This is a genomic window from Streptomyces sp. NPDC057854 (genome assembly GCF_042797055.1).
Taxonomy (GTDB): Bacteria; Actinomycetota; Actinomycetes; order Streptomycetales; family Streptomycetaceae; genus Streptomyces.
Window position 1 is genome coordinate 104,831 of the sequence record NZ_JBHVMF010000017.1, and the last position, 23,099, is coordinate 127,929.

Annotated in this window: 23 protein-coding genes and 1 riboswitch; of the genes, 12 read left to right on the forward strand and 11 right to left on the reverse strand. The window is 75.1% G+C overall.

The genetic code is table 11. The features are described 5' to 3' along the window. Positions 1-4: 4 nt before the first annotated feature. Positions 5-1,138 carry an LLM class flavin-dependent oxidoreductase gene (locus ACFVQZ_RS24075; RefSeq protein ID WP_030495950.1) on the reverse strand — a complete coding sequence of 378 codons (1,134 nt, stop codon included), beginning with the start codon at positions 1,136-1,138 and terminating at the stop codon, positions 5-7. Between the two features lie 188 nt (positions 1,139-1,326). Here ACFVQZ_RS24075 and ACFVQZ_RS24080 point away from each other — a divergent pair, with 188 nt between their 5' ends. Beyond that, the gene (locus ACFVQZ_RS24080; protein WP_030495949.1) at positions 1,327-2,559 is read left to right on the forward strand and encodes a bifunctional cobalt-precorrin-7 (C(5))-methyltransferase/cobalt-precorrin-6B (C(15))-methyltransferase; all 1,233 of its coding nucleotides are present in this window, start codon (positions 1,327-1,329) and stop codon (positions 2,557-2,559) included. Next, on the forward strand, positions 2,556-3,305 hold the full coding sequence (gene cobM, locus ACFVQZ_RS24085) for a precorrin-4 C(11)-methyltransferase (RefSeq protein ID WP_030495948.1): 750 nt from the start codon (positions 2,556-2,558) through the stop codon (positions 3,303-3,305). Before ACFVQZ_RS24080 ends, cobM begins: the two co-directional genes overlap by 4 nt. Before the next feature lie 35 nt (positions 3,306-3,340). On the opposite strand, the gene ACFVQZ_RS24090 is transcribed toward cobM, so the two are convergent. Together ACFVQZ_RS24090 and ACFVQZ_RS24095 are read right to left on the reverse strand one after the other, a co-directional pair. Continuing rightward, positions 3,341-3,415, reverse strand: coding sequence for a 50S ribosomal protein bL37 (locus tag ACFVQZ_RS24090; RefSeq protein WP_099895366.1), 75 nt, complete (start codon positions 3,413-3,415; stop codon positions 3,341-3,343). Positions 3,416-3,510: 95 nt separating this feature from the next. Continuing rightward, on the reverse strand, positions 3,511-4,629 hold the full coding sequence (locus ACFVQZ_RS24095; protein ID WP_383625876.1) for a cobalt-precorrin-5B (C(1))-methyltransferase: 1,119 nt from the start codon (positions 4,627-4,629) through the stop codon (positions 3,511-3,513). 12 nt (positions 4,630-4,641) lie between these two features. Here ACFVQZ_RS24095 and ACFVQZ_RS24100 point away from each other — a divergent pair, with 12 nt between their 5' ends. Next, a complete protein-coding gene (locus tag ACFVQZ_RS24100; RefSeq protein ID WP_383625879.1) occupies positions 4,642-5,385 on the forward strand; it encodes a cobalt-precorrin-6A reductase in 744 nt (247 codons plus the stop codon). On the opposite strand, the gene ACFVQZ_RS24105 is transcribed toward ACFVQZ_RS24100, so the two are convergent. From ACFVQZ_RS24105 to ACFVQZ_RS24115, 3 genes are read right to left on the reverse strand one after another with little or no spacing between them, the layout of a single operon-like run. Continuing rightward, positions 5,376-6,860 (reverse strand): precorrin-2 C(20)-methyltransferase, encoded by a 1,485-nt coding sequence (locus tag ACFVQZ_RS24105; protein WP_383626020.1) that lies wholly within the window; start codon positions 6,858-6,860, stop codon positions 5,376-5,378. The two genes, ACFVQZ_RS24100 and ACFVQZ_RS24105, sit on opposite strands and share 10 nt — an antisense overlap. A gap of 5 nt (positions 6,861-6,865) precedes the next feature. After that, the gene (locus ACFVQZ_RS24110) at positions 6,866-7,501 is read right to left on the reverse strand and encodes a precorrin-8X methylmutase (RefSeq protein ID WP_030495944.1); all 636 of its coding nucleotides are present in this window, start codon (positions 7,499-7,501) and stop codon (positions 6,866-6,868) included. A 2-nt stretch (positions 7,502-7,503) separates the two neighbouring features. Next, positions 7,504-8,745 (reverse strand): cobalamin biosynthesis protein CobG, encoded by a 1,242-nt coding sequence (locus ACFVQZ_RS24115; RefSeq protein ID WP_383626023.1) that lies wholly within the window; start codon positions 8,743-8,745, stop codon positions 7,504-7,506. 79 nt (positions 8,746-8,824) lie between these two features. Then, positions 8,825-8,951: riboswitch (cobalamin riboswitch) on the forward strand. A 40-nt stretch (positions 8,952-8,991) separates the two neighbouring features. On the opposite strand from ACFVQZ_RS24115, the gene cobN reads away from it, so the two are divergent. Continuing rightward, a complete protein-coding gene (cobN, locus tag ACFVQZ_RS24120) occupies positions 8,992-12,612 on the forward strand; it encodes a cobaltochelatase subunit CobN (RefSeq protein WP_383625881.1) in 3,621 nt (1,206 codons plus the stop codon). Positions 12,613-12,746: 134 nt separating this feature from the next. Here cobN and ACFVQZ_RS24125 read toward each other — a convergent pair whose 3' ends face one another. Further along, positions 12,747-13,094, reverse strand: a complete 348-nt coding sequence (locus ACFVQZ_RS24125; protein ID WP_383625884.1) for a DoxX family protein — start codon at positions 13,092-13,094, stop codon at positions 12,747-12,749. Between the two features lie 92 nt (positions 13,095-13,186). Between ACFVQZ_RS24125 and ACFVQZ_RS24130 the strand changes: the two genes are divergently transcribed. Together ACFVQZ_RS24130 and ACFVQZ_RS24135 are read left to right on the forward strand one after the other, a co-directional pair. After that, positions 13,187-13,630, forward strand: a complete 444-nt coding sequence (locus ACFVQZ_RS24130) for a MarR family winged helix-turn-helix transcriptional regulator (RefSeq protein ID WP_383625888.1) — start codon at positions 13,187-13,189, stop codon at positions 13,628-13,630. A 79-nt stretch (positions 13,631-13,709) separates the two neighbouring features. Beyond that, the gene (locus ACFVQZ_RS24135) at positions 13,710-14,579 is read left to right on the forward strand and encodes an alpha/beta fold hydrolase (RefSeq protein WP_383625891.1); all 870 of its coding nucleotides are present in this window, start codon (positions 13,710-13,712) and stop codon (positions 14,577-14,579) included. A gap of 51 nt (positions 14,580-14,630) precedes the next feature. Here the strand turns inward: ACFVQZ_RS24135 and ACFVQZ_RS24140 are convergent, their stop codons facing one another. Further along, positions 14,631-15,599 (reverse strand): S8 family peptidase, encoded by a 969-nt coding sequence (locus ACFVQZ_RS24140; protein ID WP_383625894.1) that lies wholly within the window; start codon positions 15,597-15,599, stop codon positions 14,631-14,633. A gap of 172 nt (positions 15,600-15,771) precedes the next feature. Here ACFVQZ_RS24140 and ACFVQZ_RS24145 point away from each other — a divergent pair, with 172 nt between their 5' ends. Further along, positions 15,772-16,740, forward strand: coding sequence for a DUF1648 domain-containing protein (locus ACFVQZ_RS24145; protein ID WP_383625897.1), 969 nt, complete (start codon positions 15,772-15,774; stop codon positions 16,738-16,740). A gap of 2 nt (positions 16,741-16,742) precedes the next feature. Continuing rightward, entirely contained in the window at positions 16,743-17,099 is a 357-nt protein-coding gene (locus ACFVQZ_RS24150) for a GntR family transcriptional regulator (RefSeq protein ID WP_030495937.1), read from the forward strand. 16 nt (positions 17,100-17,115) lie between these two features. On the opposite strand, the gene ACFVQZ_RS24155 is transcribed toward ACFVQZ_RS24150, so the two are convergent. Then, positions 17,116-18,087, reverse strand: a complete 972-nt coding sequence (locus tag ACFVQZ_RS24155; RefSeq protein ID WP_030495936.1) for an NAD(P)-dependent oxidoreductase — start codon at positions 18,085-18,087, stop codon at positions 17,116-17,118. Between the two features lie 89 nt (positions 18,088-18,176). Between ACFVQZ_RS24155 and ACFVQZ_RS24160 the strand changes: the two genes are divergently transcribed. From ACFVQZ_RS24160 to ACFVQZ_RS24175, 4 genes are all read left to right on the forward strand, one after another. Then, positions 18,177-19,505 (forward strand): hypothetical protein, encoded by a 1,329-nt coding sequence (locus ACFVQZ_RS24160; RefSeq protein ID WP_383625902.1) that lies wholly within the window; start codon positions 18,177-18,179, stop codon positions 19,503-19,505. Positions 19,506-19,601: 96 nt separating this feature from the next. Further along, positions 19,602-20,012, forward strand: coding sequence for a VOC family protein (locus tag ACFVQZ_RS24165; RefSeq protein ID WP_383625905.1), 411 nt, complete (start codon positions 19,602-19,604; stop codon positions 20,010-20,012). A gap of 19 nt (positions 20,013-20,031) precedes the next feature. Beyond that, entirely contained in the window at positions 20,032-20,274 is a 243-nt protein-coding gene (locus tag ACFVQZ_RS24170) for a hypothetical protein (RefSeq protein ID WP_383625909.1), read from the forward strand. A 153-nt stretch (positions 20,275-20,427) separates the two neighbouring features. Then, on the forward strand, positions 20,428-20,931 hold the full coding sequence (locus ACFVQZ_RS24175) for a DUF1801 domain-containing protein (RefSeq protein WP_036415458.1): 504 nt from the start codon (positions 20,428-20,430) through the stop codon (positions 20,929-20,931). Here ACFVQZ_RS24175 and ACFVQZ_RS24180 read toward each other — a convergent pair. Beyond that, positions 20,909-21,823, reverse strand: a complete 915-nt coding sequence (locus ACFVQZ_RS24180; RefSeq protein ID WP_030495931.1) for an NAD(P)-dependent oxidoreductase — start codon at positions 21,821-21,823, stop codon at positions 20,909-20,911. The two genes, ACFVQZ_RS24175 and ACFVQZ_RS24180, sit on opposite strands and share 23 nt — an antisense overlap. Before the next feature lie 87 nt (positions 21,824-21,910). Continuing rightward, positions 21,911-22,972 carry a LuxR C-terminal-related transcriptional regulator gene (locus tag ACFVQZ_RS24185; protein WP_383625913.1) on the reverse strand — a complete coding sequence of 354 codons (1,062 nt, stop codon included), beginning with the start codon at positions 22,970-22,972 and terminating at the stop codon, positions 21,911-21,913. Between the last annotated feature and the right edge of the window lie 127 nt (positions 22,973-23,099).

A 23,099-nucleotide genomic window follows, 5' to 3' on the forward strand; every position in this document is an offset into this window, starting at 1 on the left:
GGCGTCAGACCTCCTTCGTGGCGTTCGGGGTGTCCGTGGTGTCCGGGGTTTCCGTGGCGCTCGCGGTCTTCGCGGCGACGACGGCGGGGTGGAGCGGGGCGGTGGCGGGGACGCCGGCGGGGCGGAGGCTCGCGAACTCCTTGCGGAGCACCGGAACGACCTCCTCGCCGAGGATGTCGAGCTGTTCGAGGACCGTCTTGAGCGGCAGTCCGGCGTGGTCGATGAGGAAGAGCTGGCGCTGGTAGTCGCCGACGTAGTCGCGGAAGGACAGGGTGCGCTCGATGACCTCCTGCGGCGAGCCGACGGTCAGCGGGGTCTGGCTGCTGAACTCCTCCAGGGAGGGGCCGTGGCCGTACACCGGGGCGTTGTCGAAGTACGGGCGGAACTCCCGTACCGCGTCCTGCGAGTTCTTCCGCATGAACACCTGGCCGCCGAGGCCGACGATGGCCTGCTCCTCGGTGCCGTGGCCGTAGTGCGCGTACCGCTGGCGGTAGAGCCGGACCATCTTCTCGGTGTGCTGCTTGGGCCAGAAGATGTGGTTGGCGAAGAAGCCGTCGCCGTAGTACGCCGCCTGCTCGGCGATCTCCGGGGAGCGGATGGAGCCGTGCCAGACGAACGGCGGGACGCCGTCGAGCGGGCGCGGGGTGGCGGTGAAACCCTGGAGGGCGGTGCGGAACTTGCCCTCCCAGTCGACCACGTCCTCCCTCCACAGCTTGTGGAGGAGCGCGTAGTTCTCGATGGCGAGCGGGATGCCCTGGCGGATGTCCTGGCCGAACCACGGGTAGACCGGGCCGGTGTTGCCGCGGCCCATCATGAGGTCGACGCGCCCGTCCGCGAGGTGCTGGAGGGTGGCGTAGTCCTCGGCGATCTTCACCGGGTCGTTGGTGGTGATGAGGGTCGTGGACGTGGAGAGGATCAGGTTCTCCGTGCGGGCCGCGATGTGGCCGAGGAGGGTCGTCGGGGAGGACGGGACGAACGGCGGGTTGTGGTGCTCGCCGGTCGCGAAGACGTCGAGCCCGACCTCCTCCGCCTTGAGCGCGATGGCGACCGTGTTCTTGATGCGCTCGTGCTCGGTGGGGGTGCGGCCGGTGGTGGGGTCGGTCGTCACGTCGCCGACGGTGAAGATCCCGAACTGCATCGTGGTCACCTCTCGCGTTTCCTCGCTGATGGTTGAATCTTAAATCACTTGGGGGAACGGTGCCACCCGCCCCGCTATTCCGGTGCCGCCCCCTCCTCTCTTCCGGTGCCGCCCGCCCCTCTCCTCCGGCCCCGGCGTGAGGACGGCCACGTGCCGTCCACCTGCGGCTCTCACGTAAAGTCCCCGACGTGAACGCTGCGATATCGGTGGTGTCGGTCGTCGGGATCGGCGCGGACGGGTGGGACGGACTGCCCGAGAGGGCCCGCCGGGTGCTGCGCGACGCCGAGGTGATCGTGGGCGGGGCCCGGCAGCTCGGACTGCTGCCCGACGACTGCCGCGGCGAGCGGATCACCTGGCCGTCGCCGCTCCGCCCCGCCGTCCCGGCCCTGCTCGCCGCCCACCACGGACGCGCGCTCGCCGTCCTCGCCAGCGGCGACCCCTCCTTCTACGGGATCGCCCGCACCCTCCGCGAAGCCGCGGGCGACCGGGAGCTGGACGTCCACCCGCACCCGTCCTCCGTCTCGTACGCCTGCGCCCGCCTCGGCTGGCCGCTGGAGGCCGTCGACACGCTGTCGCTGGTCGCCCGGCCGCTGGACGCCCTGCGCGCCGCCCTCCACCCCGGGCGCCGGCTGCTGCTGCTCGGCGAGGGACCCGAGACGCCCGCCCGGGTCGCGGCACTGCTCCGCGAGGCCGGCTGGGGCGGGACCCGGATCCGGGTCCTGGAACAGCTCGGCGGCCCCGCCGAACGGCTCCTCGACGCCACCGCCGCCGACTGGCCGCACCCGCGCACCGACGCGCTGCACGTGCTGGCCCTCGACTGCGTCCGCGACCCCGGCACGCTGCGGCTCGGCAGCACGCCGGGGCTGCCGGACGAGGCGTACGAACACGACGGGCAGCTCACCAAGCGGTACGTTCGCGCCGCGACGCTCGCCGCGCTCGCACCCGCCCCCGGCGAACTCCTCTGGGACGTCGGCGGCGGCTCCGGCTCCATCGGCGTCGAATGGATGCGCGCCCACCGCGACTGCCGGGCGATCGCCGTCGAGAAGTCGCCCGCGCGGGCCGAACGGATCGGCCGCAACGCCGCCGCCCTCGGCGTCCCCGCGCTGAAGGTCGTCACCGGCCCCGCGCCCGCCGCCCTCGCCGGCCTGCCCGCCCCCGACGCCGTCTTCGTCGGCGGCGGCCTCACCGCCCCCGGCCTGCTCGACGCCTGCTGGGACGCGCTCCCCGCCGGCGGCCGGCTCGTCGCCAACACCGTCACGCTGGAGTCCGAGGCGCTGCTCGCCCGCTGGTACGCCCGGCACGGCGGCGAGCTGATCCGGCTCGCCGTCTCCGCCGCCGTGCCCGTCGGCGGCTTCACCGGCTGGCGCCCGGCCATGCCGGTGACCCAGTGGTCCGTAACGAAGGGTTCTGCACACGAATGACCGTCTACTTCATCGGCGCGGGCCCCGGCGCGGCCGACCTGATCACCGTGCGCGGCGCCCGCACCCTCGCGGCCTGCGGCGTCTGCCTCTACGCCGGCTCGCTCGTGCCCCGCGAACTGCTCGCCGAGTGCCCGCCCGACGCGAAGCTCGTCGACACGGCGTCGATGCACCTCGACGAGATCGTCGCCGAGATCACCGCCGCGCACGAGGCCGGCCACGACGTGGCCCGCCTCCACTCCGGCGACCCGTCCGTCTTCAGCGCCATGGCCGAGCAGATGCGGCGGCTCGACGCGGCCGGCATCCCGTACGAGGTCGTGCCCGGCGTCCCGGCCTTCGCGGCGGCCGCGGCCGCGCTGAAGCGGGAACTGACCGTCCCGACCGTCGGCCAGACCGTCATCCTCACCCGCATCGCCCAGCAGGCCACCCCCATGCCGGAGGGCGAGGACCTCGCCACCCTCGGCCGCAGCGGCGCCCTGCTCGTCCTCCACCTCGGCGCCCGCTACGCCGACCGGATCGTCTCCGAACTGATCCCCCACTACGGCGCCGACTGCCCCGCCGCCGTCGTCGCCATGGCCAGCCGCCCCGACGAGATCGTGCTGCGCGGCACCCTGGAGGACATCGCGGACCAGGTGAAGGCGGCCGGCATCACGAAGACGGCCGTCATCGTCGTCGGCCGCACCCTGGCCGCCTCCGCATTCCGCGACAGCCACCTCTACGACCCGGCCAGGGACCGCCACACCTGCTGACGGCCCCCGGCCCCGGCGGCCGGCGGTCCGGCGCCTCAGGCGTTGGGCCGCTTGCCGTGGTTCGCCTTCTTCTTCTTGCGCGCCCGCTTCTTGTTCCCACGCTTCGCCATGGCGATTCCTCCCTGTAGGTGAGGGTTGTCGCAGCCGAGCCTAGGTTCGCCGCCCCGGTCCCGCATCCGGTCGGTGCGGCGGAGGGTTCCCGGGGCTACGGGCCCGACGGGGTCGCGCGGCCGACGACGGTGCCGGCGCGGTCGATGGCGAGGACGTCGACGGTGACCGGGGCGCCGCGCAGGACGGACAGGGCCTCGTCGCGGGCGCGGGCGGCGACCACGTCGCCCAGGGGGACGGCGGCGGCCTCGCAGAGGCGGAGGGCGGCGAGACCGGTGTTGGCGGCGGCCACCTCCGCCGCCAGGGCCTCCGGCGCGCCGGCCTCGCGGGCCAGGCCGGCGAGGAACGCCTTGTCGACCTGGGAACGGGCCGAATGGAGGTCCAGGTGGCCGGCGGCGAGCTTGGACAGCTTCGCGAAGCCGCCGCAGATCGTCAGCCGGTCGACCGGGTGGCGGCGGAGGTACTTGAGGACGGCGCCCGCGAAGTCGCCCATGTCGAGGAGGGCGAGCTCCGGGAGGTCGTACGCCTGGGTGACGGTCCGTTCGGAGGTGGAGCCCGTACAGCCGGCGACATGGGTGAGGCCGGCCGCGCGGGCCACGTCGACGCCGCGGCGGATCGAGTCGATCCAGGCCGAGCACGAGTACGGGACGACGACGCCGGTCGTGCCGAGGACGGACAGGCCGCCGAGGATGCCGATGCGCGGGTTCCAGGTGGAGCGGGCGATCTCGGCGCCGTCGTCGATGGAGAGCGTGATCTCGACGTCGCCGGGGGCGCCGTGGGCCGCCGCGACCTCCGCCACGTGCTCGCGCATCAGCTGCCGCGGCACCGGGTTGATCGCCGGTTCGCCGACCTCCAGGGGCAGGCCGGGAAGGGTGACCGTGCCGACGCCCTCGCCGGCCCGGAAGACGACACCGGAGCCCGGCGGGAGGAGCCGTACCGTCGAGCGGATCACCGCGCCGTGGGTGACGTCCGGGTCGTCGCCCGCGTCCTTCACCACCGCCGCCATCGCCGCGTCCGCCGTCAGCGACTCCGCGGTGAGGGCGAACGACGGGGTCTGCCCCTTGGGCAGCGTGATCGTCACCGGGTCGGGAAACCCGCCGGTGAGCAGCGCCGTGTACGCGGCGGTGGTCGCGGCCGTCGCGCAGGCGCCGGTCGTCCAGCCGGGCCGCAGACCGGTGTGCTTGAGTTGGGCCTCGCGCCCGCCGCCGGTACTCACGAAAGGGCTCCTGTGCACGTACTCATTCTCGGAGGGACCACCGAGGCCCGCGCCCTGGCCGGCCTGCTGGCGGGGCGGCCCGGCGTCCGGGTGACGAGCTCGCTCGCCGGGCGGGTCGCGGCGCCCCGGCTGCCGGCCGGGGAGGTCAGGATCGGCGGCTTCGGCGGCCCGGAGGGGCTGGCGGCGTGGCTGCGGGAGCACGCCGTGGACGCGGTCATCGACGCCACCCATCCCTTCGCCGAGCGGATCAGCTTCAACGCGGCCCGGGCGGCCGCCACCGCCCATGTTCCCCTGCTGGCCCTGCGCCGCCCCGGCTGGGTCCCCGGGGACGGTGACGACTGGCACGACGTGGCGTCCCTGGAGGAGGCGGCGCGGGCCCTCGACGGGTTCGGCGACCGCGTCTTCCTCACCACCGGCCGCATGGGCCTCGCGGCCTTCGCGGCCCGCCCGGAGTGGTTCCTGGTCCGGTCGGTCGACGCCCCGGCGGCCCCGATGCCGGCCCGCGTCGAAGTCCTCCTGGACCGGGGCCCGTTCACCCTCGACGGCGAGCGGGAGCTGATCGCCCGCCACCGCGTCGACGTCCTGGTGACGAAGGACTCCGGCGCCGCCGCCACCGCCCCCAAGCTCACCGCCGCCCGCGAGGCCGGCGTCCCGGTCGTCGTCGTCCGCCGCCCCCCGTCCCCGCAGGGCGTCCCGGCCGCCACCACCCCGGAGGAGGCGGCGGCGTGGGTGCGGGGCGGGTTCCGTCAGCCGTAGCGGCGGGGGGTCCAGGTGATCGTGTGGCCGTCGGCGCGTTCGACGGCTCGGGTCTGGGAGGAGCCGATCAGGAGGAGAGTGCGCATGTCGACCTCGGAGGGTTCCAGGGTCTTCAGGGTCACCACGCGGACCGACTGCTCCGGGCCGCCGACGTCGCGGGCGACGACCACGGGGGTGTCGGGGGAGCGGACCTCCAGGAGGAGGTCGCGGGCGGCGGCGACCTGGTGGGTGCGGGACTTCGAGCCGGGGTTGTAGAGGGCGAGGACCAGGTCGGCCTCCGCCGCCGCGCGCAGGCGGGTCGCGATGACGTCCCACGGCTTGAGGCGGTCGGAGAGGGAGATCGTCGCGTAGTCGTGACCGAGGGGGGCGCCGGCCGCGGCGGCGGCGGCGTTGGCGGCGGTCACGCCCGGGAGGACCCGGACGGGCACGTCCGCGTACGCCGGTTCGCAGGCGACCTCCAGGACGGCAGTCGCCATGGCGAAGACGCCCGGGTCGCCGCCGGAGACGACCGCGACCTTGTGCCCGCGCCGGGCCAGGTCGAGCGCGAACTCGGCGCGCTCCGACTCGACCTTGTTGTCGGAGCCGTGCCGGATCTGGCCGGGGCGCAGGACCGGCACCCGGTCGAGGTAGGTGGTGTAGCCGACGAGGACGTCGGCGTTGACGAGCGCGCCGCGGGACTCGGGGGTCAGCCAGGGCGCGCCGGCGGGGCCGGTGCCGACGACGGTGACCTCGCCGCGCTCCCGTACCGGGTTCTTCCGGTCGATGCGGGAGGGGAGGACGGCGACCGAGAAGTACGGGACGGTCTCCGGGTCCACGTCGGCGAGGCGGTCGGTGCGCTCGCCGGCCATGAACGCCCGCTCCACGTACCGCGCGTCCTCCAGGCGGCCGGCCCGCTCCAGGGCGCGGCGCACGGCCGGGAAGGTGCGGCCGAGCTTCATCACGACCGCCGAGTCGGTGCCGGCGAGGCGGGCGGTCAGCTCGTCCTCGGGGAGGGTGCCGGGGACGATCGTCAGGACTTCCTCGGCCTCGCACAGCGGCTCGCCGAGGCGGGCGGCGGCGGCGCTGACGGAGGTGACGCCGGGGATGACGGTGGTGTCGTAGCGGTGCGCGAGCCGCTTGTGCATGTGCTGGTAGGAGCCGTAGAACAGCGGGTCGCCCTCGGCGAGGACGGCGACCGTGCGGCCCGCGTCGAGGTGCGCGGCGAGGCGGGCGGCGGCCTCCTCGTAGAAGTCGTCGAGGGCGCCGCGGTAGCCGCCGGGGTGGTCGGTGGTCTCGACGGTGAGCGGGTACATGAGCCGCTCCTCGACGTGGTCCTCGCGCAGGTGGGGGGCGGCGATGGAGCGGGCTATCGAGCGGCCGTGGCGGGCCGAGTGGTAGGCGACGACGTCGGCCTCGGCGATGGCCTTCACGGCGGCGAGGGTGAGGAGGTTCGGGTCGCCGGGGCCGAGGCCGACCCCGTACAGCTTGCCCTTCACTACGGTCACTGCTGGATCTCCGGTTCGTGCGCGAGGGCGTTGAGGGCGGCGGCGGTGATGGCGCTGCCGCCGCGGCGGCCGCGGACCACCAGGTAGTCGAGGCCGAGGTCGTTGGCGGCGAGGGCGTCCTTGGACTCGGCGGCGCCGATGAAGCCGACGGGGATGCCGAGGACGGCGGCGGGCTTCGGGGCGCCCTTCGCGATCATCTCCAGGAGGTGGAAGAGCGCGGTGGGGGCGTTGCCGATGGCGACGACGGAGCCTTCGAGGCGGTCCCGCCACAGTTCGAGGGCGGCGGCGGAGCGGGTGGTGCCGAGCTCGGCGGCGAGGCCGGGGACGGCGGGGTCGGCGAGCGCGCACAGCACCTCGTTGTCGGCGGGCAGCCGCTTGCGGGTGACGCCGGAGGCGACCATCTGCGCGTCGCAGAGGATGGGGGCGCCGGCCTGCAGGGCGGCGCGGGCGCGGGTGACGACGCCGGGGGAGTACGCGAGGTCCCGCACGAGGTCGGTCATGCCGCAGGCGTGGATCATGCGGACGGCGACGGTGGCGACGTCGGCGGGCAGCGCGCCGAGGTCGGCCTCGGCGCGGATCGTGGCGAAGGAGCGGCGGTAGATCTCGGCGCCGTCTTTCTCGTACTCGTACATCCTCAGTGCTCCATCGGTTTCGTGCGGGCCGCCGCCACGGCTGCGGCCAGGGCGGTGCGGGGGACGGGCGCGCCGTCCAGCAGATAGGTGCCGGTGTCCCGGGCGGTGACCTCGACCCAGGTGCCGTGCGGGTGTCCGCAGCGGCGCTCGCAGCCGGAGTAGTGCACGGGCAGCGGTCCGGCGGGGGCGCGGGCGGCGTCGGCGCGGACGTCGGCGAGGGACTTGGCGCAGCCGGGCAGGCCGGTGCAGGCGGTGACGCCGGTGCCGGGGGCGGCGGGGTCGGTGAGCAGGCCGAGGGCGGCGAGGGCGGGGAGCCGGCCGGCGGTGGGGCCGACGGCGACCGCGCCGCGCCAGGGCGTCAGCCGGATCTCGGCCGCGCCGTCGGCGAGCGCCCGCAGTTGCCCGGCGGTGAGCCGGCCGAGGGGGGCGAGGACGTGCACGGCGTGGTCGCCGAGCGGGCCGGGTGCGGGCGGGGGTCCGGCCGGCCGGGCGGGAGAGGGTACGGGCTCCGCGGTGATCGCCGCGCGGCGCAGGGCGCCGGCCCAGTCCGGGAGGTGCCCGGGCGGGAGTTCGCGGGGGCGCCAGGCGCCGGTGGCGGCGGTGTCGGCGGCGTCGAGGAAGGCGAGGGCGCAGGCGAGCGCGGCGGGCGCGGCGGCTTCGGCGCCGGGCAGCCGGAAGGCGCCGGAGCCGGTGTCGAGGACGACGGTGCCGTCGGGTGCTGCGATCAAGGTCACATCGCCGCCGAGTCCGGCGACGTCGCCGCGGCCGTCGTCGAGGACGAAGAGGAAGCGGCCGGAGAGGGCCGCCGCGCGGGGTGCGGCGCAGAGCGCGGCGTCGAGGGCGCGGGCCCACAACTGCACGTCGGCGTGGCCGAGTCCGTCGAGTCCGGCGGCGGGGGAGGCGACGATGTTCCGGACCCGCTCGTGGGTGGGGGAGGGCAGCAGGCCCGCGTCGCCGAGGAGGGCGGCGAGCCGGGCGCCGCAGTCGTCGCGCAGGCCGCGCAGCTCGGCGTTGCCGCGTGAGGTGACGGAGACGGCGCCGTCGCCCAGGGTCTCGGCCGCGTCCGCCAGCGCCAGGGCCTGACGATGCGTCAGGCGGCCTGCGGGGAGGCGGAGTCGGGCGAGGTGCCCGTCGGCGGCGGCGTGCAGCCGGAGCGCCCCGGGGCACGCGTCGCCTCGGTCCCGTATGCGGGGTTCGCCCGGTTCGGCCGGGCGGGGCGGGGTCGGCGGCATGGCGGCGAGCATACCCACGGGGAACCGGACGGCCACCGAGTGTGATCCGGCCGACTCTCCGGCGCCCTCCGGCGCGCCGACGGCACGCTCTACTATGCAGATCGGCATGGGGTCCCAGGACCCCGGGGAGGAAGCCCGGTGAGAATCCGGCGCGGTCCCGCCACTGTGAGCCCGTACCCCACGGGTGAGCCAGGAACTCCCGCCGTCCATCGACCACCCGGGGCGCGGACAACCCCGAGGAAGGGCCTGAGCCTCGCCATGCTCCTGCTGCTGTCGCACTCCGACACCGACCTGCTCAGCGCCCGTGCGGCCGGCGGTCCGGTGGAGTACCGCTTCGCCAACCCGTCCCGGCTCCCGCTCGCCGACCTCCCCGCGCTCCTCGACGGCGCCGAGCTGGTCGTCGTCCGCCTCCTCGGCGGCGTCCGCTCCTGGCAGGAGGGCCTCGACGCGGTCCTCGCCACCGGGAAGCCGGTCGTCGTCCTCAGCGGCGAACAGGCCCCCGACGCCCAGCTGATGGCGGCCTCCACGGTGCCGGTCGGCGTCGCCACCGAGGCGCACGCCTACCTCGCCCACGGCGGCCCCGCCAACCTGGAGCAGCTGGCCCGCTTCCTCTCCGACACCGTCCTGCTCACCGGCCACGGCTTCGAGGCCCCGGCGCCCGCCCCCACCTGGGGCCCGCTGGAGCGGACCGCGCGCCCCGGCGACGGCCCGACGATCGCCGTGCTCTACTACCGCGCCCACCACATGAGCGGGAACACCGCCTTCGTCGGCGCCCTCTGCGACGCGATCGAGGACGCCGGCGGCCGGGCGCTGCCGTTGTACGTGGCGTCGCTGCGGGCGCCCGAGGAGGAGCTGCTGGCGGAGCTGCGCCGCGCCGACGCGATCGTCACCACCGTCCTGGCCGCCGGCGGCACCAAGCCGGCCGCCGCGCAGGCGGGCGGGGACGAGGAGGCGTGGGACGCGGGGGCGCTCGCCGCGCTCGACGTGCCGGTGCTCCAGGCGCTCTGCCTGACCGGTTCGCGCGCCGCCTGGGACGAGAACGACGAGGGCCTGTCGCCGCTGGACGCGGCGAGCCAGGTCGCCGTCCCCGAGTTCGACGGCCGTCTCATCACCGTGCCGTTCTCGTTCAAGGAGATCGACGCCGACGGCCTGCCCGCCTACGTCGCCGACCCGGAGCGCGCCGCCCGCGTCGCCGGCATCGCGGTCCGGCACGCGCGGCTGCGGCACATCCCGAACGCCGAGAAGAAGCTGGCGCTGGTCCTCTCCGCGTACCCGACGAAGCACTCCCGCATCGGCAACGCCGTCGGCCTGGACACTCCGGCCTCCGCCGTCGCCCTGCTGCGCCGGTTGATCGCCGAGGGGTACGACTTCGGGCCGGCCGAGGAGCTGCCGGGCCTGGTGTCCGGCGACGGCGACGAGCTGATCCGCGCCCTCATCGAGGCCGGCGGCCACGACCAGGACTGGCTCACCGAGGAGCAGCTGGCGCGCAACCCGGTCCGCATCCCGGCCGCCGACTACCGGCGCTGGTACGCCGGGCTGCCGGCCGAGCTGCGCGAGCAGGTGGAGGAGCACTGGGGTCCGGCGCCCGGCGAGATGTTCCTGGACCGGTCGCGGAACCCGGAGGGCGACATCGTCCTGGCGGCGCTGCGGCGCGGGAACCTGCTGATCCTCATCCAGCCGCCGCGCGGCTTCGGCGAGAACCCGATCGCGATCTACCACGACCCGGACCTGCCGCCGTCGCACCACTACCTGGCCGCCTACCGCTGGATCGCGGCCCGCGCGGAGGACGGCGGCTTCGGCGCCGACGCGATGGTCCACCTGGGCAAGCACGGCAACCTGGAGTGGCTGCCCGGCAAGAACGCCGGCCTGTCCGCCGCCTGCGGCCCGGACGCGGCTCTCGGCGACCTGCCGCTCGTCTACCCGTTCCTGGTCAACGACCCGGGCGAGGGCACCCAGGCCAAGCGCCGGGCGCACGCCACGCTCGTCGACCACCTGGTGCCGCCGATGGCCCGCGCCGACTCGTACGGCGACATCGCGCGCCTGGAGCAGCTGCTCGACGAGTACGCGCAGATCTCCTCGATGGACCCGGCGAAGCTCCCGGCGATCCGCGCGCAGATCTGGACCCTCATCCAGGCCGCCAAGCTCGACCACGACCTCGGTCTCCAGGAGCGCCCGGAGGACGACGGCTTCGACGACTTCCTGCTGCACGTCGACGGCTGGCTGTGCGAGGTGAAGGACGCGCAGATCCGTGACGGCCTGCACGTCCTCGGCGGCGCGCCGACCGGCCCGGAGCGGGTCAACCTGGTGCTGTCCATCCTCCGCGCCCGGCAGATCTGGGGCGGTACGCAGGCGCTGCCCGGTCTGCGGGAGGCGCTGGGCCTGGACGAGTCGGCGGCCACCCGGACCACCGCCGACGAGGCGGAGGCGAAGGCCCGCGAGCTGGTCGAGGCGATGGAGGCCGCGGACTGGGACGCGGACGCGGTCGCGACGGTGGCGGCGGGGCACGGCCCCGAGGTCGCCGCGGTCCTCCGGTTCGCCTGCGACCAGGTCGTGCCGCGGCTGGCGGCCACCACCGACGAGCTGACGCACGCGGTGCACGCCCTGAACGGCGGCTTCGTGCCGGCCGGCCCGTCCGGCTCGCCGCTGCGGGGCCTGGTCAACGTGCTGCCGACGGGCCGGAACTTCTACTCGGTCGACCCGAAGGCCGTGCCGTCGCGGCTCGCCTGGGAGACCGGGCAGGCGCTCGCCGACTCGCTGCTGGAGCGCTACCGCACCGACAACGGTGCGTGGCCGACCTCCGTCGGCCTCTCCCTGTGGGGGACGAGCGCGATGCGGACCGCCGGCGACGACGTCGCCGAGGCGCTGGCGCTGCTGGGCGTCCGGCCGCTGTGGGACGAGGCGTCGCGCCGGGTGAAGGGCCTGGAGCCGATCCCGCTCGCCGAGCTGGGCCGCCCGCGCGTCGACGTGACGCTGCGCATCTCGGGCTTCTTCCGGGACGCGTTCCCGCACGTCATCGGCCTCCTCGACGACGCCGTCCGGCTGGTCGCGGGGCTCGACGAGCCCGCGGCGGACAACTACGTGCGGGCGCACGCCCAGGCCGACCTCGCCGAGCACGGCGACGAGCGCCGCGCCACCACCCGCATCTTCGGCTCCCGCCCGGGCACGTACGGCGCGGGCATCCTCCAGCTGATCGACTCGCGGGACTGGCGCACCGACGCCGACCTGGCCGAGGTGTACACGGTGTGGGGCGGGTACGCGTACGGGCGCGGGCTCGACGGCCGGCCGGCGCGCGCCGAGATGGAGACCGCGTACAAGCGGATCGCGGTCGCGGCGAAGAACACGGACACCCGTGAGCACGACATCGCGGACTCGGACGACTACTTCCAGTACCACGGCGGCATGGTGGCGACCGTCCGCGCGCTGCGGGGCACCGCTCCCGAGGCGTACATCGGCGACTCGACCCGCCCGGAGACGGTCCGCACCCGGACGCTGGTGGAGGAGACGTCCCGGGTGTTCCGGGCCCGGGTGGTGAACCCGCGCTGGATCGAGGCGATGCGCCGCCACGGCTACAAGGGCGCGTTCGAGCTGGCCGCGACGGTCGACTACCTCTTCGGTTACGACGCCACGACGGGTGTCGTCGCCGACTGGATGTACGACAGGCTGACGCAGGAGTACGTCCTCGACGAGACGAACCAGGCGTTCCTCAAGGAGGCCAACCCCTGGGCTCTGCACGGCATCGCGGAGCGCCTGCTGGAGGCGGAGTCGCGCGGCATGTGGGAGAAGCCGGACCCGGAGACGCTGGCCGCGCTGCGCCAGGTGTTCCTGGAGACGGAGGGCGACCTCGAAGACCAGGGTGCCGCGGAGGACGCGGGCGCCTAGGGGTCCCCTGGCCGCGGGCTTCGCCGACCGGACGGGGGTCGGTGGGCGGAGCCGCGGCCCGGCGGAGCGGCCCGGAGCGGTCGGGCCGCCGTCCGCCGCGGTGGCGAGACGAAACGTATCGTATCGAGTGAGCGTCAGGCGCTGGCTATGCGCAACACCAGCGCGACCGCCGGGAGCACGGTGAGGACGACGACCGGTGCCAGCGCGTAGTCCTTCGCCCGCACGTGGGTGACGAGGGCGCCGATGAAGTAGAGGACCAGGCCGATCGCGGCGGCCTCGCCGAGGACCGGGACCACCAGGCCGACGAGCAGGCCGAGCGCGCCCGCCACCTTCGCCGTGCCCAGCCACGGCAGCCACGTGTCCGGCACCCCGAGCTTCGTCATGTTCCCCGCCACCGCCGGGTTGCGGGTGAAGGTCGCGACGGCGGAACCGGTCATGGCGAGGGCGAGCAGGCCGGCGAGGACGGCATAGGCGATGAACATGGGGACGCTCCAATGATCCGTGAACGGAAACCATTGAAGAGTATCAACGATTTTTCTCGCTCCACAATCACCTTGTTGTTACGGTGGACGGCATGGCAGCCCTCCCGACCGACCGGCTCGGTTTCCTCCTCTCCTTCCGCGGAGAGCTCACCGGCGCGCGCATCCGCTCCGCCCTGGGCGTCGAGGGGCTGCATCCGCGCAACGCGATGACCCTGATGCAGCTCGCCCCCGCGCCCATGAGCCAGCGCGACCTCGCCGCCGCGATGGAGATCGACCCCAGCCAACTGGTCGCCGTGCTGAACGAGTTGGAGGCCGAGGGGCTGGCCGAGCGGCGCCGCGACCCGGCCGACCGGCGCCGGCACATCGTCGAGATCACCCCGGCCGGCGCGGCCGTCCTGGAGCGCATCGACCAGGCCGTCAGCGAGGCCGAGCGCGAGCTCTTCGCCGACCTCACGGAGGCGGAGCGCACCCTGCTGCGGGGCCTGCTCGACCGCGTGGTGGTCGACCCGTCCGCCCACGAGTGCGGCGAGGAGTAGGGAGCACCCGGGCCGGGCGATGAGTTTCCGGCCCGGCCGCCGTCTACCCCTGCGAGCGCACCGCACGGAGGAGAGAACGATGGCCGAGCCCACCACCCGCACCCTGGAGACCGACGGCGCGACCCTGCGCTACGACGTCCGCCCCGGCACCGGCACGGACCCGCGTCCGCTGCTGCTCGTCGGCTCCCCGATGGACGCGACCGGATTCACCACGCTGGCCTCGCACTTCACGGACCGGACCGTCGTCACGTACGACCCCCGGGGCACCGGCCGCAGCGAGACCGCCGACGGCGGGCCGGTCGAGATCCGGCCGGAGGAGCACGCCGACGACCTGGCCCGGGTGATCGAGGACCTGGCCGCCGGCCCGGTGGACGTCTTCGCGAGCAGCGGCGGCGCCGTCAACGCCCTCGCCCTGGTCGCCCGCCGCCCCGGTCTGGTGCACACCCTCGTCGCCCACGAGCCGCCCGCCGCCGGGATCGTCCCGGACGGCGCCGAGGCGCTGGCCGCCTGCGCGGACGTGCACGCCGTCTACCAGCGGGACGGCTGGGGCGCCGGCATGGCGAAGTTCATCGCGCTCACCAGCCACGAGGGGCCGGTCCCGGCGGACTGGGCCGGGCTTCCGGTGCCGCCGCCGGAGACCTTCGGCCTGCCGGCCGAGGACGACGGGCGCCGCGACGACCCGCTGCTCGGCCGGAACCTGCGCCTGTGCACCTCGTACGCCCCCGACGTGGAGGCGCTGAGGGCGGCCGGCACCCGGATCGTGCCCGCCGCGGGCGAGGAGTCCCGGGGGCAGCTCGCGGCCCGCGCCGCCGCCGCGCTCGCCGACCGCCTCGGCACCCCGCTCGCCGTCTTCCCCAGCCACCACGCGGGCTTCCTGGGCGGGGAGTTCGGGCAGCAGGGCGCGCCGGAGGAGTTCGCGAAGACGCTGCGGGCGGTCCTGGAGGGCTGAGCCGGGGTCGGTTCCGCTCAGGACCCGGGTCAGTTCCGCTCAGGGCACGGGTCAGTTCTGGTCGGCCGCCGCCTTCACGGCGGCGGCCGCGTCCACGTTGCCGAGGCCCAGCTTGGGGTTCTGCGACGGGTTCTTCGCCGTGTCGCGGATGGTCCGCATGATCTCCTCGGGGTTCAGCCCCTGCTGGTGGAGCGCGGCGGCCACGGCGGCGACGTACGGGGAGGCCATCGAGGTGCCGGAGAGCTTGCCGTACCCCGTGGTGTTCTTCAGGGTCTCCCTGGACGTGTAGGTCGGCAGCGTGGAGAGGATGTCCACGCCGGGCGCCGCCACCGCGTTCCGCGCCCCGAAGTTGGTGAAGGTGGCCGGCCGCCCCTCGGCGTCGGCGGCGTTCACGACGAGGACCGGGGTCTCCAGCTCGTACGGCTGGAGCAGGGTCGCGTCGTTGCCGGCGGCGGCGATCACCACCGCCCCCTTGCCGTTCGCCACCGAGATCGCCTCGTTGAGGACGCCGCCCTTGAGCAGCCGGGCCATCAGGCCGGACTCGCCGAGGGACAGGTTGATGACGTCGGCGCCGTGCTGGGCGGCCCAGACGATCCCCTTGGTGATGTTCGCGTCGCTGCCGCTGCCGTCGGCGCCCAGCACCCGGACCGGCATGATCTTCGCGCCGGGCGCGCCGCCCGCGATCCCGACGCCGTTGTCGGTGTGCGCGGCGGCGATGCCGGACACGTGAGTGCCGTGGCCGTTGAGGTCCTTCGGGTCGTCGTCGCCGTCCACGAAGTCGTAACCGTCCACGAGCCGCCCCTCGAGGTCGGGGTGGCCGGGGTCGACGCCGGTGTCGACGACGGCGATCACCGTGTCGTCGCCCCGGGCGGTGGACCAGGCGTCGGGGAGCTTCAGGGCGTTCAGCGCCCACTGCTGGTTCCGCATCGGGTCCGGCTCGTCGTCGCTGCCGCAGCCGGTGGCGAGGACGGCGGTGAGGCCGGCGAGGGCGGTGAGGGCGGCGGCGGACCGACGGCGCATGAAGTCTCTCCCCTTTTTCGGTGACAAACGTCCGGATATGTCACTGATTTGCCCCATTCAACAACCGGCTCCCCGGGCCCGCATCCGGAGGGTGGGGGTGGCCGGCCCTCCCCGTAAACCGACTTGTTCTAGTAGAGTGCGAACAAGTAGTCCGCGACTCAGGGGAGGGTCCATGTCCACCGCTCCACGCGCCTCCGCGCTCCGCGTCCCGCTCCGCCTCCGCGCCTTCGCCGCGCTCCCGTTCCTGCTCGCCACCGCCGCGTACCTGCTGCTCCTCGTCCTCCACGCGGACCGGCTGCCCGACCCGCTCGCCACCCACTTCGGCCCCGGCGGCGACGCCGACGGCTTCACCGGCCGGACCGCCTTCGCCGCCGCCGGCAGCGCGCTCCTGCTCGCCCTCGGCGCCGGCTGGACCGCGCTCGCGCGGCGCGGCGCGCTGTGGGGCGCCTGGCTGACGGCGGGCCTGCTCGGGACGCTGCTCTGCCTCCTCGTACGGGACAACCTCGACGCCGCCGACGCCGCCGGCGTCCGCTCCCCGCTGTCGAACGTGGCCGTCGCGCTCGCCGCCGGCGCCGTCTGCGCCCTCGCCGGACACGCCCTGTCCCGCCTCGTCCCGCCGGACGACACCGCCGCCGGCGGCGACGGCCCCGGCCCGGACGCACCCCGGCTCGACCTCGCCGACGGCGAACTCGCCGGCTGGTCCCGCACCACCGCGTCCGCCCCGCTCACCGCCCTCGGCCTGCTGGTGCTCGCCGCCGGGGCCGTCGCCGCCCTCTTCGGGCCCTGGCCGGTGCTGCCGCTCGCCGTCCTCGTCGCCGTCCCCGGCATCGCGCTCGCCCGGGTCCGCGTCACCGTCGACCGCCACGGCCTCACCGTCCGCTCGACGCTCACCCCCCGCCCCCGCCTGCACGTGCCGCTCGCCGACGTCACCGGCGCCGACGCGCGCGACGTCGCCGCCCTCGGCGAGTTCGGCGGCTGGGGCTACCGGGTCCGCGCCCGCCGCACCGGCGTGATCCTCCGCTCCGGCGAGGCCCTGGTCGTCCGGCGCGGCGACGGCCGCGAGGTCGCCGTCACCGTGCCCGACGCCCGGACCGCCGCCGCCCTCCTCAACACCCTCACCGAACGCCGTGGAAGGCTCTGACCGTGCTCTTCCGTGTCGACCCCGCCTCCGCCGTCCCGCTCGGCGACCAGATCGCCGCCTGCGTCCGCGGCGCCCTCGCCGACGGCACCGCCGCCCCCGGCGAACGGCTCCCCGCCGCCCGCGAGCTCGCCGACTCCCTCGGCGTCAACGTCCACACCGTCCTGCGCGGCTACCAGCGGCTCCGCGACGAGGGCCTGATCGAGCTCCGGCGGGGCCGCGGCGCCATCGTCGTCCCCGGCGCCGCCGCCCCCGACCGCGCGCGGCTCGTCACCCGGCTCCGCGAGGCCGCCGCCGAGGCCCGCGAACAGGGCCTCACCGACGAGGAGTTCCTCGCCCTCGCCCGTACCGTCCTCGACTAGAGCGCGCTCTCCCGGATCACGAGAGGACGCGGACCGGCGCCCCCGCCAGGTACGCCTCCACGTCCTCCACCGCCTGCCCGAAGTAGCGGGCGTAGTTCGCCTCGGAGACGTACCCGAGGTGGGGGAGGGCCAGCACGTTCGGGAGGGTGCGCAGCGGGTCGCCGGCCGGCAGCGGCTCCGTCTCGTACACGTCGAGCCCCGCGCCCGCGAACCACCGCTCGCGCAGCGCCCGCAGCAGCGCCTCCTGGTCCACCAGCCCCGCCCGCGAGGTGTTCACCAGGTACGCCCCCGGCCGCATCGCCCGCAGCTCCGGCTCGCCGACGACGCCGCGGGTGCGGTCGGACAGCACCAGGTGCAGCGAGACCACGTCGCTCCCCGCGAACAGCTCCTCCTTGCTCTTCGCCAGCCGCACGCCCTCCCCGTGCGCGGCGACCCGCTCCTCCGTCAGGTTCGGGCTCCACGCCAGCACGTCCATGCCGAAGGCGCGGCCGACGGCGGCGACCCGCCCGCCGATCTTCCCCAGGCCCAGCAGCCCCAGCGTGCGGCCCGCCAGGTCGCCGCCGACCGTCGACTGCCACGGCCCGCCCTCGCGCAGCGCCCGCGCCTCCGTCGTCACGTGCCGGACCAGGCCCAGGATCAGCGCCCAGGTCAGCTCGGCGGGCGGCTCGGAGCCGCTGGCCGTGCCGCAGACGGTGATCCCGCGCTCCCGGCAGGCGGCCAGGTCGATCGAGGCGTTCCGCATCCCGGAGGTGACGACCAGCCGCAGCCGGGGCAGCCGGTCGAGCAGGGCGGCGTCGAGCGGCGTCCGCTCCCGCATCACGACCAGGATCTCGCAGTCGCCGACGGCGGCGGCCAGCGCGTCCCGGTCCGTCAGGTGCTCGCGCAGCACCCGCACCTCCACCCGCCCGCGCAGCGGGCTCCAGTCGGCGGAGGCGAGGGCGGCGCCCTGGTAGTCGTCGAGCACGGCGCAGATCGGCAGAGAAGTCATGCCCGCATGATCGCCGACGGGACGCCCGGCGTCACCCGTCCGGCCCCACCCGGGGCGCCGGGACCCCGCCCCGCCCCCACAGTGGCCCCATGGGAGCACCAGACGGCGGCGCCGACGACGAACTCACCCGGCTGCGCGCCCGGGTGGCCGCGCTGGAGTCCGGCGCCGCACCCGCGGCGCCGCGCCGGGAGCGCCACCGCGGGCGCTCCTTCCTCTCCGGGCTGCTGGTCGTCCTCGGCTGCCTCCTCGTGCCGCTCGCCCTGGTCGCCGTCTGGACCTCGGACCTGATCGGCGACACCGACCGGTACGTGCGGACGGTGCGGCCGCTCGCCGCCGACCCGGACGTGCAGGCGGCCGTCGCGGACCGGGTCACCACGGCCGTGACGGCCCACGTCGACCTGCCGGCGCTCCTCGAAGGCGTCGCCCCCGACGAGCGGCCCCTGGTGGAGAAGGCCCTCGGGAAGCTCGGCGGCTCGCTGGAGGGCGCGGTCGCCGGCTTCGTCCGCGACCGCGCCGGGGACGTCGTCGCCTCCCCGGCCTTCGAGACGATCTGGACCGACGCCAACCGCGCCGTCCACACCTCCCTCGACCGGGCCCTCACCGGTGACCCGGACGGGGCCGTGAAGATCGAGACGGACGCGGTCACCGTCGACCTGGCGCCGGTCGTGGAGCGGGTGAAGGAACGTCTCGTCGACGCCGGCCTCACGGCCGCCGCGAAGGTCCCCGAGGTGCACACCGACTTCACCGTGCTGCGCTCCGACGACATCGGGAAGGCGAAGACCGGCTTCGCGCTGCTCCAGGCCATGGGCGCGTGGCTGCCGGTGATCTCCGTGCTCTGCGTGGCCGGCGGGGTGCTGCTCGCGGTGCGCCGCCGGCGGGCGCTGGTCGCCGGGGCCCTGGGCCTGGCGGTGGCGGCGGTCGTCCTCGGGATCGCCCTGACCGTCTTCCGTACCGTCTACCTCGACGCCCTGCCGTCGTCGGTCTCCCCGGCGGCGGCCGGCGCGGTCTACGACACGCTGGTCCGCTTCCTGCGCACCTCGGTCCGGGTCGTCGCCGTCCTCGGCGCGCTCGTGGCGCTGGCCGCCTGGCTGTCCGGGCCGAGCCGCCCGGCCGTCCTGGTGCGCGGCCTGTGGCGCTCGGGCGTGGGCGCGACCCGCGCGACGGCGGACCGGGCGGGGCTGCGGCTGGGCCCGGTCGGCCCGTTCGCGCGCCGCTTCCACCGGTGGATCACGGTGATCCTGGTGGCGGGCGCCGCGCTGGCCTTCGTCCTGTGGCCGCACCCGACCGGCTGGGTGGTCGTCGGCCTCGCCCTCGCGCTGCTCTTCGCTCTGGCGGTGACGGACTTCCTGGCCGGCCCGGAGGAACCGCGGACCGGCGAGACCCCGCCCCCGGGCGTCAGCGGCGCTCGTACGCCGTGAAGGACCCCGCCCCGGTCTCCCGCGTCCCTCGGTGAAGATCAACAGAGGTCAGGATCCGAGAAGCGCGGCGGGGGCGGCGCCGCTAGCGTGATCGTCATGGACATCACCATCCACACCACCGTCCTCCCGCACGAGGACCCCGACGCCTCCCTCGCCTTCTTCCGCGACGTCCTCGGCTTCGAGGTCCGCAGCGACGTCGGCCAGGGCCGGATGCGCTGGATCACCGTCGGACCCGCCGGGCAGCCCGGCACGTCGATCCTGCTCGCCCCGCCGGCCGTCGACCCGGGGATCACCGAGGACGAGCGCCGCACCATCGCCGAGATGATGGCGAAGGGCACGTACGGCTGGATCCTGCTGGCGACGCCCGACCTCGACGCCGCCTTCGAGAAGGTCTCCGCCGGGGACACCGAGGTCGTGCAGGAGCCGACCGAGCAGCCGTACGGCGTCCGCGACTGCGCCTTCCGCGACCCGGCCGGCAACCTCATCCGCATCCAGGAACTGCGCTGAATCCCAGGGGGGGACCGACATGTGCCAGCCCGCATGGGCCGCGGCCCGCACGGAGGCGGTACGGCTCCAGGGGCTGCGGACGCTGCGCCGGGTCCGTGACCGCATCGACCGCGAGTACGCCCGGCCGCTGGACGTCCCGGCCCTGGCCCGGACGGCCGGCCTGCCCGCCGGGACGCTGCACCGCGCCTTCACCCAGGCGTACGGCCTGAGCCCGCACGCCTTCGTCACCGCACTCCGCACCACCCGGGGGAGAACCGCATGACCACCGCACCCTGAGGGACGGCGTCCGGCTCTCCTGAGGCCGCCGGTCAGTTTCGGAGAAGCACCGGGGGGACCCGGAACCTAGCCTGGAATCACACCGCGAAAGCCCAGCCCGACCAGCTCAGCAGCTCAGCCAGCGACGAGGGGAACCAGCATGGCCGGCAAGACCACCGCCTCCACCCGCACCACCGCCAAGACCGCGGCGACCGCCTCCGGCAAGGCCACCGCGTCCTACGACGGCTTCACCGAGGACGAGCGGGAGGCGATGAAGGAGCGCGCCAAGGAGCTGAAGGCCACCAAGGCCCGCTCCTCGCGCGGCAAGGCCGCCGACGGCGAGGCCGACCTCCTCACCAAGGTCGCCGAGATGCCCGACGCGGACCGGGTCCTCGCCGAGGGCGTCCACGCCCTGGTCAAGAAGGTCGCGCCCGGCCTGACCCCGAAGACCTGGTACGGCATGCCGGCCTACGCCAAGGACGGCAAGGTCGTGCTCTTCTTCCAGAGCGCCGCCAAGTTCAAGGCCCGCTACGCCACGCTCGGCTTCAACGACTCCGCCACCCTCGACGACGGCGACATGTGGCCCACGGCCTTCGCCCTCGCCGCCCTCACCCCCGAGGTCGAGGCCCGCATCGAGGCGCTCATCGCGAGGGCGACGGCCTGACCGCCCGCATCCCGGCCCGGTGGTCGCCGTACCGGGGCGTCCAGCCGAGGTCGCGGGTGGCCTTCGCGTGCGAGACCCGCAGCTGCGTGTCGAGCATGAGGGCGCCCAGGTAGGGGACGGCGAGGCGGAGCAGCCGGCCGGGGACCCGCAGCCGGGAGCCGCGGGCGGCGGCCAGCTCGCCCCAGGTCGACGGGCGGTCGTCGACGATGTTGTACGCCTCGCCCGCGCCGCCCCGCTCCAGCGCGGCGACCGTCGCCTCCGCCGCGTCCTCGACGTGGATCCACGACATGGTGCCGCCGCCGCCCCGCGGCACCGGGAACGGGCGGCTGCCGGGCGCCGGGTCGAACCAGGTGCCGGGGCCGTAGAAGACGCCGTACCGCAGCGCCGTGCCGGCCACGTGGCCGGCGGCGAACAGCCGGCCCTCCGCCTCGACGAGGCCCGTGATCACGTGGTCGGCGACGGTGCCGTTCCGGACGCCGAACGGATCGTCCTCGGTGACCGGCCGGGGCCCGTGGTCGCGGTAGCCGTACCCCAGGACCAGCGACTGGGTGACGAACCGGCCCGCACCCAGCACGCCCGCCGCCTCCAGCAGGTGGTCGGTGCCGCGGACGCGGAGCACGTTGCTCGGGTCGTCCTCGGTGAGCCGCAGCTTCGGCGAGCCGAGCGCGGTCAGCTGGTGGACGACCGCGTCGGCGGACAGCCCGTCCAGGGCCCGCAGCAGGCCCTCCCGGTCGAGCGCGTCCGCGCGGACGGGCGTCCCGCCCAGGGCCCGTACCGCCCCGGCCGAGGCGTCGGAACGGGCCAGGGCCAGCACCTCGTGCCCCTCCCGGACCAGGGCCCGGGTCAGCGGACGGCCGATGGCGCCGGTCGCGCCGGCGAGCAGGATCCTCATGGTCAACCTCCTGGTGTCGTCACCAGCGGAGGTTGGACAGGAGGCCCGTACGTGACAGCGGGACGCCCGCCGGAAGGGTGACGCCCGTCACGTCCCGTCCGGCGCCCGGTCGCGCGGCCCCGCCGGATCCAGCAGACCCGCCTGGGCGATGAGGTACGCGAGCTGGGCGCGGCTGTTGCTGCCGAGCAGGTCCGACGCCTTCTTCATGTGCGCGGCGACCGTCCGCGGGCTCATGCCGAGACGGCTGGCGATGGCCGCGTCCGTGTAGCCGTCGACCATGAGCCGCAGCACGTTCAACCGCGTGGCCTCGGTGAGGAGTTCGGGCCTCTGGTGGTCCGAGCGGTACGTGACCGGCTCCGCCCGCTCCCATGCGTGTTCTAAAACCGACGCCAGGTAGTGCACGATCCCGGGGTCCCGGATCATGATGGCGGACAGGTGGCGGGCGCCCTGGTTGTCGGGGATGAACGCCACGGAACGGTCGTAGATGATCAGCCGCTCGAAGACCTCGTCGATGGTGCGCACCTCGACGCCGACCTCGGTGACGCGCCGGATGTAGTCGAGCGTGGGGCCGTGGGCCCGCACGGTGTGCTGGTACAGCGTGCGCTGGGCGACGCCGCGGTCGCGCGCCTCCAGCGCCCGGGGCAGCGCCTCGGCCAGGATCTCCGCGGGCCGCCCGCCGCCGGGGTGCGCGGTCAGGGACTCGGTCGTGCAGGACTGCGCGGCCTCCTCCAGCGCGGCGCTGATGACCGCGGGCCCGTACAGCCGCTGGATGGCGACGGACGTGTCGCGGCGGGTGCTGCGGTAGACGCTCTCGACCCGGGACATCGCGGTCCGCATGGCGTTCAGGGCCTGCTGCTGCTCCATGATGGCCCGCTCCACGGGGTGGGCCAGGGCCGCGGCGGCGACGTCGGGGGGCACGGGGACGAGCGTGTCCGGGGCGTCGGCCGCGGGCGCCAGCAGCCCCAGCGCCGCCAGGCAGGCGGGCGGCTCGCCCTGGGCGGAACCGGTCGTGAGCGCCGCCTCGTAATAGGCGAGACCCTCGGGACAGACGCTGGTGTGGAGCGGCGGAACGGCCGCATTCCCGCCGGGCCCGTCGAGTATGTCAGGTCCGCCCGCCGGCTTGTCCGGCTTGTCGGCTATGGAGCACATTGCTTGTCCCCCCTCATGTTTCTGCAACGCCTGATCCTGAAGCCTGTGATCGCTTCACGCAAGCGCCGCCCCGGGGCATGCTCTTCATGAAGAAACCAGCAGCGGCTGGTGGACCGAAGAACCGGGG

Bases quoted from the DNA above. Each gene is read 5' to 3' on its own strand.
- ACFVQZ_RS24140 (WP_383625894.1), bottom strand. From the start codon at position 15,599: ATGCGCCGTCGGTCCGCCGCCGCCCTCACCGCCCTCGCCGGCCTCACC.
- cobM (WP_030495948.1), top strand. From the start codon at position 2,556: ATGACCGTCTACTTCATCGGCGCGGGCCCCGGCGCGGCCGACCTGATC.
- ACFVQZ_RS24135 (WP_383625891.1), top strand. From the start codon at position 13,710: ATGGCCGAGCCCACCACCCGCACCCTGGAGACCGACGGCGCGACCCTG.
- ACFVQZ_RS24075 (WP_030495950.1), bottom strand. From the start codon at position 1,138: ATGCAGTTCGGGATCTTCACCGTCGGCGACGTGACGACCGACCCCACC.
- ACFVQZ_RS24110 (WP_030495944.1), bottom strand. From the start codon at position 7,501: ATGTACGAGTACGAGAAAGACGGCGCCGAGATCTACCGCCGCTCCTTC.
- ACFVQZ_RS24155 (WP_030495936.1), bottom strand. From the start codon at position 18,087: ATGACTTCTCTGCCGATCTGCGCCGTGCTCGACGACTACCAGGGCGCC.
- ACFVQZ_RS24185 (WP_383625913.1), bottom strand. From the start codon at position 22,972: ATGTGCTCCATAGCCGACAAGCCGGACAAGCCGGCGGGCGGACCTGAC.
- ACFVQZ_RS24170 (WP_383625909.1), top strand. From the start codon at position 20,032: ATGTGCCAGCCCGCATGGGCCGCGGCCCGCACGGAGGCGGTACGGCTC.
- ACFVQZ_RS24130 (WP_383625888.1), top strand. From the start codon at position 13,187: ATGGCAGCCCTCCCGACCGACCGGCTCGGTTTCCTCCTCTCCTTCCGC.
- ACFVQZ_RS24125 (WP_383625884.1), bottom strand. From the start codon at position 13,094: ATGTTCATCGCCTATGCCGTCCTCGCCGGCCTGCTCGCCCTCGCCATG.
- ACFVQZ_RS24175 (WP_036415458.1), top strand. From the start codon at position 20,428: ATGGCCGGCAAGACCACCGCCTCCACCCGCACCACCGCCAAGACCGCG.
- ACFVQZ_RS24145 (WP_383625897.1), top strand. From the start codon at position 15,772: ATGTCCACCGCTCCACGCGCCTCCGCGCTCCGCGTCCCGCTCCGCCTC.
- ACFVQZ_RS24115 (WP_383626023.1), bottom strand. From the start codon at position 8,745: ATGCTCGCCGCCATGCCGCCGACCCCGCCCCGCCCGGCCGAACCGGGC.
- ACFVQZ_RS24165 (WP_383625905.1), top strand. From the start codon at position 19,602: ATGGACATCACCATCCACACCACCGTCCTCCCGCACGAGGACCCCGAC.
- cobN (WP_383625881.1), top strand. From the start codon at position 8,992: ATGCTCCTGCTGCTGTCGCACTCCGACACCGACCTGCTCAGCGCCCGT.
- ACFVQZ_RS24180 (WP_030495931.1), bottom strand. From the start codon at position 21,823: ATGAGGATCCTGCTCGCCGGCGCGACCGGCGCCATCGGCCGTCCGCTG.
- ACFVQZ_RS24160 (WP_383625902.1), top strand. From the start codon at position 18,177: ATGGGAGCACCAGACGGCGGCGCCGACGACGAACTCACCCGGCTGCGC.